General features: G+C 47.7%; 12 protein-coding genes. 7 read left to right on the top strand and 5 right to left on the bottom strand.

Going from position 1 to position 13813, the window contains the following annotated elements; genetic code table 11:
• Positions 1-336: 336 nt before the first annotated feature.
• Complete coding sequence (locus QT990_RS30040; protein WP_333145442.1) at positions 337-1512, bottom strand: SpoIID/LytB domain-containing protein; 1176 nt, start codon at positions 1510-1512, stop codon at positions 337-339.
• Between the two features lie 269 nt (positions 1513-1781).
• Between QT990_RS30040 and QT990_RS30035 the strand changes: the two genes are divergently transcribed.
• The 5 genes from QT990_RS30035 to QT990_RS30015 all read left to right on the top strand — a co-directional run bounded on the left by QT990_RS30035 (position 1782) and on the right by QT990_RS30015 (position 6913).
• Positions 1782-2714, top strand: coding sequence for a ribonuclease Z (locus QT990_RS30035; RefSeq protein ID WP_333145443.1), 933 nt, complete (start codon positions 1782-1784; stop codon positions 2712-2714).
• Between the two features lie 469 nt (positions 2715-3183).
• A complete protein-coding gene (gene secA / locus QT990_RS30030; RefSeq protein ID WP_333145444.1) occupies positions 3184-6000 on the top strand; it encodes a preprotein translocase subunit SecA in 2817 nt (938 codons plus the stop codon).
• Positions 6001-6181: 181 nt separating this feature from the next.
• The gene (locus QT990_RS30025) at positions 6182-6418 is read left to right on the top strand and encodes a DUF4160 domain-containing protein (protein ID WP_333108090.1); all 237 of its coding nucleotides are present in this window, start codon (positions 6182-6184) and stop codon (positions 6416-6418) included.
• 119 nt (positions 6419-6537) lie between these two features.
• Positions 6538-6681: a DUF4160 domain-containing protein gene (locus QT990_RS30020; protein ID WP_333145451.1), complete on the top strand. Its 144-nt coding sequence runs from the start codon at positions 6538-6540 to the stop codon at positions 6679-6681.
• Positions 6644-6913 (top strand): DUF2442 domain-containing protein, encoded by a 270-nt coding sequence (locus QT990_RS30015; RefSeq protein ID WP_333108088.1) that lies wholly within the window; start codon positions 6644-6646, stop codon positions 6911-6913. Before QT990_RS30020 ends, QT990_RS30015 begins: the two co-directional genes overlap by 38 nt.
• Before the next feature lie 86 nt (positions 6914-6999).
• Here the strand turns inward: QT990_RS30015 and QT990_RS30010 are convergent, their stop codons facing one another.
• The 4 genes from QT990_RS30010 to QT990_RS29995 all read right to left on the bottom strand — a co-directional run bounded on the left by QT990_RS30010 (position 7000) and on the right by QT990_RS29995 (position 12215).
• Positions 7000-7293 carry a DUF3288 family protein gene (locus tag QT990_RS30010; protein WP_333145453.1) on the bottom strand — a complete coding sequence of 98 codons (294 nt, stop codon included), beginning with the start codon at positions 7291-7293 and terminating at the stop codon, positions 7000-7002.
• 241 nt (positions 7294-7534) lie between these two features.
• Positions 7535-8452, bottom strand: a complete 918-nt coding sequence (locus QT990_RS30005) for a hypothetical protein (RefSeq protein ID WP_333145456.1) — start codon at positions 8450-8452, stop codon at positions 7535-7537.
• Positions 8453-8507: 55 nt separating this feature from the next.
• Positions 8508-9077: a tetratricopeptide repeat protein gene (locus QT990_RS30000; RefSeq protein WP_333145459.1), complete on the bottom strand. Its 570-nt coding sequence runs from the start codon at positions 9075-9077 to the stop codon at positions 8508-8510.
• An 846-nt stretch (positions 9078-9923) separates the two neighbouring features.
• Entirely contained in the window at positions 9924-12215 is a 2292-nt protein-coding gene (locus QT990_RS29995) for a serine/threonine-protein kinase (RefSeq protein ID WP_333145462.1), read from the bottom strand.
• A 303-nt stretch (positions 12216-12518) separates the two neighbouring features.
• Between QT990_RS29995 and msrP the strand changes: the two genes are divergently transcribed.
• Together msrP and QT990_RS29985 are read left to right on the top strand one after the other, a co-directional pair.
• On the top strand, positions 12519-13502 hold the full coding sequence (gene msrP / locus QT990_RS29990; RefSeq protein ID WP_333145464.1) for a protein-methionine-sulfoxide reductase catalytic subunit MsrP: 984 nt from the start codon (positions 12519-12521) through the stop codon (positions 13500-13502).
• Between the two features lie 126 nt (positions 13503-13628).
• The gene (locus QT990_RS29985) at positions 13629-13772 is read left to right on the top strand and encodes a hypothetical protein (RefSeq protein WP_333145467.1); all 144 of its coding nucleotides are present in this window, start codon (positions 13629-13631) and stop codon (positions 13770-13772) included.
• Positions 13773-13813 lie beyond the last annotated feature (41 nt).

Here is a 13813-nt window from a genome sequence, read left to right as displayed (position 1 = left end):
TTAGTCAGTAGTCATTAGTCAGTAGTCATTAGTCATTAGTCATTAGTCATTAGTCATTAGTCATTAGTCATTAGTCATTAGTCATTGCCAATTTCCCATACTTCGGCTACGCGGTTCCTGACCTGCCACTACGCGGTTCCTGAGCGTAGTCGAAGGGCCGTACAAGTTCCCAATTCCTTGTATTCAGGACACGGAAGTCAGAGATACAGCAATAGTTGTTTTTCCGTTCTTCCTTCTTCCTTCTTCCTTCTTCCCTCGGACTGACATCCGTTATATCCGTTACATCCGTTACATAATCCGTTGCCGAACTTCTTCCTTCTTCCCCATTCCCAGCAGTTACTGGACTGCAATTCTAGCCAAAGTAGCACCTCGGTAATAGTGCAACAAAATCTGCTGGTAGCCGTATCCCTGTCTGGCCAAATTGTAGGCCCCCCACTGACTCATTCCTACAGCGTGACCGAAACCTTTGCCAGCAACTTGAAAACCGGTAGGAGCTTGGCCGCTGTTCCTTGGGTTCCCACCGCCCCCATACTGAGGAATCACGGTAAACCGGGTACTCCTCAAATTTAGAACCCGGCGTAAATCTGCGCCAGTCATGACCCTAGAACCGCCATCTCCAACTACTTTCATCTTCAAAACGCTGCCGTGAGCGGTAGTGCGTTCTGGCTTCATCGAGATCACATTACCCACGCCAGAAATCCTATTGCTGATTTGAGCCCGGGAAAAATTTTCTTTCCATTGGTAAACCGGGGCCCCTTGGTCGAAGTCAGGAACAGCACGCAGGTAAGGCAGAGGTTCCGTCCAAACATCCTCGACATTTTCAGTATGTCCCCCAGAGGCAGAGTGGAAAGCGGCTAAAATAATCTGACCGTTGTAGGCCAGAACTTGACCGGCGGTTGCATCGACTGCGGAATAAGTGCCAGAAGATTCTGTTTGCAGTCCTTTGTAAACTTGGGAATACTGAGTGCTGTCCACGTCGTAAAGGTCGGTTTCGCTTTTGAGGCGCTGGTGGATAGCGTAGGAACGGGCGGCGACTGCTTGGGCTTTCAAAGCCTCTTGAGGCCAATTGCCACTCATCTCGGCGCCGAGAACGCTGTAGAGATATTGTTCGATATTGACGTAGTTGATGGCAGTCAAGCCTCCTTTTTGGGGAACTAGAAGCGTGCGTCCCCGATACCAACGATCGCCAATCCAGACATAACCGTTCCCCGTCGGCTCGATCCAAACTTGGTTGGCGGCCCAGCGACCAATTGCCACTGTTCCCGATCGAAATTGAGCTGACTGAGAACTGTTTGCCGGCAGTTCGCCCAAATTGCGCCCGCTACCGTCGCGGATTGCAGCCTTTGTAGAACTGCCGATTTTTATCTGACTTGCCCCGTCTTGTACCGCAACTCGCAAGATCAGCGCGGCCTGTGCTGGGGCTACCATTACCAGCCAAAACAACAGCGAAATCCAAAAGTAGCGTTTTTTTAATGTCGAAAAAACGGAACCAAAAAATACTCCTGACTGCATTTGAAAATTTTCCTCCTGTGCTGTATGAGTTTAAGAATTTTTAAGGGAAGGCAAGGCAAGGGAAAAAGGAAGGGGAACGGAAGAAAGAAAACGTTAGAATTGGGTTGATCGCTCTGTGCGCTTGTCGAAAATGATTTTAGCAACTAGATGTTCGCAGGAACAGCGATTTATCCCGGTTCCTGGCTGCGACTATTTCCTGTATGTCGGATCAGCCGCACTCTGGATATATGTAACATATTTTTTAAGACTTAATTGAGGTGATTTGACTCTTGCAGATTACATTTCTCGGAACTAGCTCCGGCGTACCCACGCGATCGCGCAACGTTTCCAGCATCGCCCTCCGGTTGCCCCAGCGAGCGGAACTCTGGCTGTTTGACTGTGGCGAAGGAACTCAGCACCAGTTTCTCCGCAGCGATCTCAAAGTCAGCCAACTGAGCCGCATTTTCATCACTCACCTGCACGGCGACCATATTTTCGGCTTAATGGGTTTGCTGGCTAGCTGCGGTTTGGCGGGGAATGTCAAGCGCATCGATCTTTACGGGCCTCCGGGACTTGAAGAATATTTGCAAGCTGGCGTTCGTTATTCTCAAACTCATTTTTCTTACCCGGTTAAGGTACACAAAATTCACGAGGGAGTCATCTATGAAGATGACGAATATATTGTTAGCTGCGGCCCTTTGAAGCACCGAGTTACTGCTTTTGGTTATCGAGTAACTGAGAAAGATCGTGCGGGACATTTTGATGTAGAAAAAGCGAAGGCTGCGGGCATTCCTTCCGGGCCAATTTACGGCGAGTTAAAACAAGGAAAGACGGTAAAGTTAGAGGACGGGCGGCAGTTTAAAGGTACGGATTTTTGCGGCCCAGATCAAGTCGGGCGCAAGTTTGTTTATTGTACCGACACGGTTTTTTGTGACGGGGCGGTGGAATTGGCGAAGGATGCTGATTTGTTGGTGCATGAAGCTACTTTTGCCCATCAAGATGCTCAAATGGCCTTCGATCGCCTGCATTCAACTTCGACAATGGCGGCTCAAGTGGCTTTGACGGCTGGGGCGAAACAGTTAATTATGACGCATTTTAGCCCGCGTTACGCTCCGGGGAATGCGATCGTCCTGGATGATTTGCTCAAGGAAGCGCAGGCAATTTTTCCGAATACGAAAATGGCTTACGACTTTTTGACTTACGAAGTGCCCAGGCCTGTTTAAAACTAGGATTAATCTGGGTTCAGATGTGAGAGCATTTTCAATAAGGGCGATCGGGGCGGGCAAGATGCCCACCCCACAAAAACATTAATCTCTCTTGTGGAACAGGCCGTCCAGCCTGTTGCTTAAATTAATGCCACAAAAACATGAACCTCTTGTGGAACAGGCCGTCCAGCCTGTTGCGGAAATTAATCCTACAAAAACATTAATCTATTGTGGAACAGGCCGGAAAGCCTGTTATGCTCTGCAATTGTCAATAAGCACCGATACGTGAGTGGCGATCGCTACCCACCTTCACCAACTTCAATCCAAAATCCAAAATCCAAAATCCAAAATCGAGCGATCGACCGCAGCCACGGCCCAGGACAGCCAATGGTTGCTACAATCGGGGAGGGTATATGTTGTGGCTAACACTACAGCCCGTAACCCTGAAAGCTAATAGCTAAATTATTAAAAATCTGCCTCTCCTGCCATGTTTAAAAATCTGCTAGGCGATCCCAACGCGCGCAAACTGAGAAAATTTCAGCCTTGGGTAGCTGATATCAATATTTTGGAAGAAGACTTCCGCGCACTCTCAGACGACGGCCTCAGAGGCAAAACGGCGGAGTTTCAAGAACGTCTGGCAAAAGCTAAATCTCTCAACGAAGAGAAAGAGATCCTAGACGAAATCTTGCCGGAGGCTTTTGCAGTGGTGCGGGAAGCGGGACAACGGGTTTTAGGAATGCGCCACTTTGATGTCCAACTCCTCGGCGGCATTATCCTGCACAAAGGCCAAATTGCCGAAATGAAAACCGGTGAGGGCAAAACTCTCGTGGCGACGCTGCCGGCTTACCTCAACGCCCTCAACGGTAAAGGCGTACACATCATCACCGTCAACGATTATCTCGCAAGGCGGGACGCGGAATGGATGGGGCAAGTGCACCGCTTCCTGGGATTGACTGTGGGACTGATTCAGCAGGGCATGGATCAGGTGGAACGAAAGAAAAATTATAACTGCGACATTACCTACGCGACTAACAGCGAAGTCGGCTTTGATTATTTGCGCGACAACATGGCTACGGTCATGGAAGACGTTGTGCAGCGTCCTTTTAATTTCTGCGTGATTGACGAGGTTGACTCGGTGCTGATTGATGAAGCACGGACGCCTTTAATTATTTCCGGCCAGGTGGAACGCCCCAGTGAGAAGTATATACGGGCGGCTGAGGTAGCTGCTGCTCTGAGAAAGGAAAATGAAGAACATTACGAGGTTGATGAAAAGGCTCGGAATGTGCTATTGACCGATGAAGGGTTTGGTGAAGCTGAGCGGTTGTTGGGTGTTACGGATTTGTACGACCCGGCTGACCCTTGGGCGCATTACATTTTTAATGCGATTAAGGCCAAGGAATTGTTTATTAAGGATATTAACTACATCGTCACTCCCGATCGCGAAGTCGTGATTGTGGATGAGTTTACCGGCCGGGTGATGCCGGGACGGCGCTGGAGTGACGGTTTGCACCAGGCGATCGAAGCCAAGGAACGGGCGGAAATTCAGCCGGAAACTCAGACACTGGCGACGATTACCTATCAGAATTTCTTTTTGCTTTATCCGAAGCTGTCGGGGATGACTGGGACGGCGAAGACTGAAGAGACGGAGTTTGAGAAGATTTACAAACTGGAAGTGACGCTGATTCCCACTAACCGGATTACCAGCCGCACAGACCTTTCGGATATGGTTTACAAGGCGGAGGCTGGGAAGTGGAATGCGATCGCCCAAGAATGCGCGGAAATGCACGAGGTGGGTCGGCCGGTGCTGGTGGGTACGACAAGCGTAGAAAAGTCGGAGTTGCTGTCGCGGCTGCTGCTGGAGAGGAAAATTCCTCACAATTTGCTTAATGCTAAACCGGAAAATGTGGAGCGGGAATCAGAAATTATCGCTCAAGCCGGACGCAAAGGCGCTGTGACGATCGCCACAAACATGGCGGGACGCGGTACAGATATTATTTTGGGCGGTAATTCTGAGTACATGGCGCGCCTCAAGTTGCGGGAGTATTTTATGCCCCGCATCGTGCAACCCGAGGATGATGACGGGTTTTCGGTGGTGCAAGTGCCGGGTATTGGTGGCCGCCCCGCACCTCAAGGTTTTGATCCGACTAAGAAAAAGGTAAAGTCTTGGAAAGCTTCGGCGCAGATTTTCCCGACGCAGCTATCGAAAAATGCCGAACAAATGCTCGTGGCGGCGGTGGAATTGGCGGTGAAGGAGTACGGCGCGCGATCGCTCACGGAATTGCAAGCCGATGATATCGTGGCTATAGCTTCGGAAAAAGCGCCGACAAAAGACCCGGTAATTCAAAAATTGCGGGAAGCTTACAATTTAACTCGCAAGGAGTACGATGCTTTTACCAGCACCGAACACGATGAAGTCGTGCAGTTGGGAGGCTTGCACGTCATCGGTACCGAACGCCACGAATCGCGCCGGATCGACAATCAGTTGCGCGGCCGGGCGGGACGCCAAGGAGACCCCGGTTCAACGCGGTTTTTCTTGAGTTTGGAAGACAATTTGCTCAGGATTTTCGGCGGCGAACGGGTGGCCGGTTTGATGAAGGCTTTCGGTGTTGAGGAAGATATGCCGATCGAATCTGGAATGCTGACTCGTTCCCTCGAAGGCGCTCAGAAAAAAGTCGAAACCTACTATTACGATATCCGCAAGCAGGTATTTGAATACGACGAAGTGATGAACAATCAGCGTCGAGCAATCTATGCGGAACGTCGCCGAGTATTGGAAGGTTTGGACTCCAAAGAACAGGTAATTAGATATGCCGAACAGACGATGGATGACATCGTGGGAGCATACATCAATCCCGATTTACCTTCGGAAGAATGGGAACTCGACAAACTTGTGAGCAAGGTGAAGGAATTTGTTTATCTGCTCGCTGACATGACGCCGGATCAGCTAGAAGATTTGTCCGTTGAGGAAATTAAAACATTCCTGCACGAACAAGTCCGCAATGCTTACGACATTAAAGAAGCGGAAGTTAATGCAATCCGAGCTGAATTAATGCGAGATGCGGAACGATTCTTTATTTTGCAGCAAATTGATACTTTGTGGCGGGAACACTTGCAGCAAATGGATGCTTTGCGCGAGTCTGTAGGGCTGCGCGGTTACGGGCAGAAAGACCCGCTGATCGAGTACAAAACTGAAGGTTACGAGCTGTTTTTGGACATGATGACGGATATCCGCCGCAATGTGGTTTATTCGCTGTTCCAGTTCCAGCCGCAGCCGGCAATGCAAGTTTCGCCAGAGATGGTTTGAAAATAGTTAACTGTTGACTGTTGACTGTTGACTGTTGACAGTTGACTGTTAACAGTTGACTGTTGACTGTTGCTTCCAGGCTCTTCCTGGAAGTTGATTTTACATCACCCGTGTCATGGAAGAAGAATATAAGAAGACCAAATACAGATATTTGCATTGAAATATTGTATAACCTGGAATTATGCCAACAATTGTCAGGAACAGGCAAGATGCCTGTTCCACAAAAGATAAATTTTCTTGTGGAACAGGCATCTTGCCTGTTCCTAAAAAGCTAATTGAGAATGGTGCAATATCTCAGTATCTCAGTTTTTACCGACTTTACTTTTACAGCCATGAACCAAATGAACCACCTCATGTTCATATTGACAGAGACAAATCATCGGTTAAATTTTGGTTGGAGCCAGTCAATCGATTTTAGATTTTAGATTTTAGATTTTAGATTGAAGCCTTGACCCCACGGATAAATACGTTCGGCAAGTTTCATCGGATACACGTTTTTTATTTCTGGATGGATGAATCACGTGGCGGGTATCCTGGATGCTTTCGGTCAGTTTAGGAAACAACCTTGGTTTTAGTGCTAAAGAACTTCGTAAAATACAGTCGGTAGTACAAGAAAATAAACAAACGCTATTGGAGGCTTGGTATGGGTATTTTGGCGATTCGAGCGGACGAGAGAGTTAAACACATTCATTTTACAGAAGAAACCATTAGTGTTGATTTGATGGATGGACGAATCATTACCGTCCCTTTAATTTGGTATCCAAGATTGTTTCATGCAACGCCCGATCAAAGGGAAAAATGGGAAGTATGTGGAGGAGGCTATGGCATTCACTGGGAAGAAATTGATGAAGACCTCAGTACAGAAGGAATGCTGCGAGGTGCACCGGCTCCGAGGCCTAAAATTACTCATTAATTTCCATCGCTAGTTCACTTCTAAGCTTTGGTAAGATAGCCTTTCTCACGTAAGAGATAAAGGAGGTATTTAAGGTATATTTGAGATTAAAGCCAATCTTCTTGATCGCTTTTTTGTCGCCTGTAAACCTCACCTGTAGCGTGAATCTTACGGGTTTGTTCGTAAAGAGTTTCTTCGGTATGATTCCATTTTTGCAGGACTTTTTTTAAGTCTGATTGAATATCTCTAGCGCCTGGAAAGCCTCGGTAGCGAATTATTAATCTTGCTAATTCCGATAAATTGTAGTCGGTTGCTTCTCCTGCTAATAAAGTATTGACACTGGCTCGATCGCGCTTGTATTGCGGATGCTGCTGATCTTGAGTTTTTTCTATTGAATCCATACTATTTATATTTCCCAATCATATCAAATCCGTTGACATCGGAATCATTATCTCTCTCTCTTCTCTTTCTCTGTGTCCTCTGTGCCCTCTGTGGTTTAATATTCCGATATAACCGGAATTGATATCATTTGAAAATGATGCTACAAGCAACCGCCACCCAAAAGCGCGGACATAAATAACTATCATGAATAGAGCCTTCAATCCGCGCTTCATAAACGGTTTGATTCGGGTATCATAACAGTCAACAGTCAACTGTCAACTGTTCAGTCAGTCCCAGAAATTTTTGTGCTTGTTCAGTAATACCAAATAGTCGATCGCCGTGACAAAAAATTTCCCAGGCGCGAATTCCCATAAAACCAATACCTGCAACCGCCAAGGGCATCGCTGCGGCACCTAAAAGCGCAGCAATGGGGGGAAATATCATGCACAGTGTTAACAGAATGCCAGTAATAACACCACCAGCAATGCCAGCTTTGGCGGTGGCGGTGGCGACTTGTTCGACTAACTCTGACTGGGTAATTTTCCCTTCAACGCACAATAGCGAATTTTCTAAGATAGAAAATATTAACTCAATTACTGCTGCTGCGATCGCCCCTTTCATTGCAGCCCCAACGATTTCCGCAACTGCTGCTTTAAACGCTGCATCCGCTAAAACTTGCTTAGCGACTGCTAATTCTGCGGCAGTCATGTCTACACCACCGCGAGCACGATTCACCCAAAAATATTCAAAAATCCCGTTAGTAGCTTCGCTTCCGCCTCCATTGACGTGCGCTTGGATGTGACTCCAATCTTTATCTTGACAGAAGTTGCGAATTGCTTCTGGGCCTTGGGCACGAATTTGGGCGGGTATGGATTCAAATACTTTTGCTGCTTCTTGAATATCTCGCATTCCGTCACGCACCCCAGCCCTAGCAAATTTGGATTGCAGATTTCTTGGCAGGTTCTCAAAACGGATGTTATGTGCTATTTTAAAAGCTTCTTGAGTGGTGATCGCCCCGGCACTAACCATTGAACTTGGCGCTGATTGTACCCACGCCGTTAATACAGTTGCACTTTCCTCAACTTTAGCAGCGATTTCGTTGGCTAAGTTTTGGGTATCGGCAACAGTTTCTCGTACTTTAGCCGTTAGCAATTCCAGCGGATTCGGGTTAATTTCCATGTCGATCCAGCTTGCATCGTGAATGATTGAATTATTCCGACTATAACATTCCTCTTCAGTAAGTGTTATTTTTTACTGAATTGCTTCTTGCTTCTAACTCCGGCTGTAAATTTAGAGCTTTTTTTTGATAAAATAAACCTTCATTGATTCGACCTTGCTCTTCCAAACTTTTGCCTAAATTCCAATAAGCGACGGCTAAATCTGGTTGAAGAGCAATAGATTTTTGATAATAAGTTATGGCGTCATCGAGCTGACCTTGTTTGTAAAACATACTGCCCAAATTAACATATGCTTCGACAAATTTAGGGTCGAATTCTATCGCCTTGGAGTAGGCGCGAATCGCCGCGTCTATTTTGCCTTGGGCTTGCAGGATATTCCCTATAGTTTTGTAGGCGGCGGCGAAATTGGGTTGCTGGCGAAGTGCTTGGTAACAGGAGGCGATCGCCTCTACATATTTCTGTTGCGTATAATAAATTTCTGCTATCTTGTTGAGTGCGATCGGACTATCCGGTTGAATGGCTAGTAATTTTTGATATTGAGCGATCGCCTCCTCAAGCTTTCCTGATTTCTGAAGGCTATCACCCGCTGACAAATACTGCTGTGCTAACTCCGAATTTGCGGTCATAGATTTTATTTTAACAGCCGAAACTACTTTACCACAAGTGTTAGTTAGCAACCGCCTTTTCTAGGGATATTCTGACTATTTGAGATTTTAAATTTGTTTTTGTACCAACATAGGACTTACGCAATCATTCCAGGTATGGGGGCAACCACGGGGGGTTTGCCCCTACAAAACACTATATCGGGCAACCACGGGGGGTTTGCCTACAAAACACTATATATTGAGGCTGTGCGTAAGTCCTGCAACTGTTCGGACAGTTTTTGATTACAAACCGTAGAATAGAGGTTTCAGGGAACCCCGATTAAAGCAAGTTGACACTCCCCAGCCTAAAGGCGTGGGGATTCTTAATTCATCGACTGACCTTTAAGCACCATGTCCTTGCGGCAGTCCTTAAACCTTTCAACAGTACAATAGTACAAATTGACGAGTCTAATTCACTGTTACCCCAGAGGGTCTATCTCCAAAAGCGTACTAGGATACAAGCAAGCGAGTTTGGGTATGCCCTACCCTACTTAACAAATCAAGAAATTGTTTGTTTTTACTGGTTTTTTGTTTTTACTGGTTTAAGGATGCGTTGATCCTTTAGCTGTATGGCGAGTTTTCGCCGCTCTGCGTCCCCCGGTTTATACCTAAAAGTGTGTCTTAACTGTTTCACGAGGGTATTGCGAGTTTAACCTTGACTATTTTAGTATACTACAAATAGCAGCAATTCCTGATTTTTAGGAAGGGATTTAAGAAATTAAAGCCGCCCTAGAAGGACGGGGTTTTAAACCCAATTTCCTGATAAATTAGCTAAATGTTCGATCGCCCTAACTGTTCAAAAATTGATCGAACGGGCGATCGAAAAAATTAAGGAGACAGTCGCCACACCTTAATCGTGTCGTCAAAACTGCCACTGATCAGAGTTTTGTCTTGAGGATTAAAAGCCAAATCCACCCAGGTAGAATGACCCTTCAGCGTGCCCACCGTGTCGGCGGGACTCATCTGCCACCGCTCGCCAGGACTCATCCGCCACAGCTTAATAGTGCCGCTCAAATCGGCGCTGGCAAGCTTGTCTCCGTCGGGACTGAAAGCCAAGGACTTAACCTTGTCGGAATGGCCGATTAAAGTCCGTAGCAGAGAACCGTTGGGCTGCCCGGAGTGATTATTGGGGCTGATATCCCACAGCTTCACCGTCTTGTCCCAACTGCCGCTGGCGAGAGTTTGACCGTCCGGGCTGATGGCCAGAGACCAAACCGCCTCGGAATGACCCCAAAGAGTTTCTTTAAATTCCCCAGTCTGCCAGTTCCACAGGTTGATTTTACCGTCGCTGCTGCCGATCGCCAAAGTTTCTCGATCGGGACTGAAAGCCACCGACTGCACCTCGTCAAAAACCCCGTTGAGAGTTTCCAACTCGGCCCCGCCTTCGACTTGCCACAACTTCAAAGTTTTGTCCTTACCGACACTGGCCACGGCCTGGCTATCGGGACTGAAAACCACCGAGAACACGCCGTTTTGGTGTCCGTCCAAAGTCTGAATTAACCTGCCAGAATAGAAATTCCACAATTTAATCGTACCGTCAACGCCACCGCTGGCGATCGTCCTGCCGTCGGGACTGACTGCCACCGACCACACCGGCCCCAAATGCCCTGCTAAAACCTTTAGCAGCTTGCCGTGACGCTTGTGCAGCAGGTGAATTGTGCCGTCGTTATTCCCGCTGACGATCACGCGGCCCTGGGGAGCAACTGCTACCGCCCAAACCGGGTTTTTGTGTTGATCCGCCAGAGTCCGTACAGCAGGCCCTGACGGCGATGCCTCACCCCTGAAATTCTGCATCGGGGGCGGATTGAACCGAATTTCGGGAATGCTAGAAGCTGGCTCACCAGAAGTGAAAGCCTGCGGTGCAGGAGAGGGCAAGCGAACACCCAGCACTACGGAAAGCAGGGCAACCGTAGTTGCTCCCCACATGGCCAAAGTCCACTTGGGTTTGCTGAGAATCACGTCTACCGGTGCCGGGCCGTATTTCATGTCTGTGAGAATTGCCTCGGTCGATCGATAGCGTTTTGATGGTTCTCGCTGCACCATTTTATCCAGAATGCGGCCGAGTCGCGCCGAAACTGGTACTTTCAAATAATGTCTCCAAGTCCAACTTTCGGCTTTGATGTCAAACAAATCAAAGGGCGACATTCCCGTTAACAAGTGAATGCAAGTGACGCCCAAACTGTAGATATCGCTGCTCTTAATCGCTTTGCCTTTAATTTGTTCCGGGGCCGCGTATTCCGCAGAACCTGTCACCGTTTCGGTTTTGAGCGGCCCGCTGTTTGCCGGAATTGCCGCGCCGAAATCGACTAAAACTAGCCCAGAGGCACTTTCCTGAGACACGGAATGTAGATCCTCTTTCCCTGCCAAAGCTGGGGATGCTTGGGGAGTTTTCCGGTGAATAATATTCGACGGTTTGATATCTCCGTGAATCAGTTGATTTTCGTGAACAAATTGCAGGACTGGCAACAATTCGCTCAGCAGATACCAAATTTGAATTTCTTTAACAACACCTTTTTCTGAAAGCCGATCGGCTAAATTGCGGCCTTCGATGTATTCTTGCACTAAATACTGGCAGCCTTCGAGTTCAAAAGATGCCAGCAGTTTCGGTATTTGCGGATGTTTCCCCAACTCGTCGAGAACAGAGGCTGAGCCGCGAAATGTCCGGTTTAGGGGGTTTTGACCGTCCGCTGTGCCTGCGGGCGCGCAGAACTGTTGAATGACGCAACGGGGCTGCGAAGGTTGGTCTTCATCGACGGCTAAGAAGGTGCGGCAAGTGAGACTTTGACCGAGGGTGTGAAAGACTCGGTAGCGGCCTTTTAGCAGCAAGTTCGACTCGCAACTTTTGCAGACTGTCGCGCGATCGAGATTTTGGGGATTCTGGCAATGGGGATTGATGCAGTAACTCATTTGTCTTTCCGCTGGAGACCCCCGTCCGACATTATTGCTGATGGGGGAGGAAAGCGGGGCGGTGCGTGCCGCTTCCTGTGGACAAATTAAATAATTAATTGGAATCTTTGCTTGATCATAATTGTTTCCCAGATTTTCGCCACAATTGCTGCCGTCGATCGCGCGTAAATAATTGCTGACTTTCCTGCGAGCGAGGTTTAATAGGTCGAGCATACGGGCGGGATCTCCTGCCCAACCCCTACTCCCCACAAGAAAATCATTCTTTGTGGAACAGGCCGGAAAGCCTGTTCTTTAGGATGGTGCAATATCTCAGTTGTTACCGAATTAAGCTATACTGTCATTGCGAATACTTGCATTGCGATCGCACCAAATCAATCGCGAGAGCTTGCCAAATATCCGCGATTCTTTGTTCTATGGAGTGAATCTAAAAGTTCCAATTTCCCATGTCAAATCGACTAACCGATTAAAACTTAGGCAATTTTTTCCCAACTAACTACTAACTTTTAACTATTACTTATGCCGTTAATTCGCGTTCCCAAACCTTGGGAAATTCTCCAACCCCAAATTACCCCAGAAACAGCCTTTCTCAACCGCCGCCGGTTCATGACAAATTTAATTGGCGCCGGCGTGACAGCTTCGCTGCTGCCGCTGACCGGCTGCCAAAGCAATCCTAGCTCAAAAACTGCTCTGGATCAAAGCTCAACCCAAGCATATTCGGAATTGAGCCGGAATCCCGACTTTGCAAAAGTCGATCGAGCGATTACCGACGAAGGCTTAGCTACAAAATACAACAATTTTTACGAATACGGCGGCACAAAATCAATTTGGCAAGCCGCTCAAGCTTTGCCAACAGAAAACTGGAAAGTAGAAGTAGGCGGTTTAGTAAAAAATCCCCGTACTTATGATATTGACGACCTCTACAAAAAATTTCCTATCGAAGAACGAGTTTATCGATTTCGCTGTGTAGAAGCCTGGGCGATGGTAGTTCCTTGGGTCGGATTTCCCATGAAATTACTGATGGCTGATGTCGAACCGCAATCGAAGGCTAAATTCGTTCGCTTTACCTCATTTTACGATCGGGAAATAACTCCCGGCCCCGGTTTGATGTCGCAATTTTATCCTTGGCCTTATACCGAAGGTCTGCGAATTGAAGAAATGGCAAACGATTTAGCATTTTTTGCCACAGGCTTGTATGGCCGAAGGCTACCTAAGCAAAATGGTGCGCCTCTGCGGCAAGTGATTCCTTGGAAGTACGGTTTTAAGGGCGCAAAGTCGATCGTAAAAATTGAATTTGTCGAACAACAGCCCGCCACTTTTTGGAATACAATCGGCCCCAACGAATACGCCTTTGAAGCAAATGTGGAACCCGACAAACCGCACCCCAGATGGTCGCAGGCCAGCGAACGGATAGTCGGCCCCGGTAACAGTTGGTCGTGGGAAACTCGCCCGACTTTGCCCTATAACGGTTACGGCGAATATGTGGCGAGTTTGTACAGTTAATTAACTACGCGAGATGTAATTCCCCTCGTTTCTAGGCTCTGCCTAGGAACGCAGATCCGGAGGCTCTGCCTCCTTATTCCCGCGAGGCAGAGCCTCCAATCCCCTCGTTTAGATGGGAAATATGAAATGTGCGATCGCAGTTTAGCTTTTCCCTTTTTACCCGTTGCCGAAATTCCCGGTTTCATCGAACAAAGCAGAACAGTCGGACAGCGTGCGGCTGTGCGTTTGTTTCGGCAAAGAATTAGAGAGATTTTGCAGAGTCAAAGTTAGCCTCAAGTTATATAATACAGCATATTGCACGTCTATTTTGT

This window comes from Microcoleus sp. T3_B1 (genome assembly GCF_036700445.1).
In the GTDB taxonomy this organism is placed as follows: domain Bacteria; phylum Cyanobacteriota; class Cyanobacteriia; order Cyanobacteriales; family Microcoleaceae; genus Microcoleus.
This window is presented reverse-complemented; position numbering and strand designations above follow the sequence as displayed.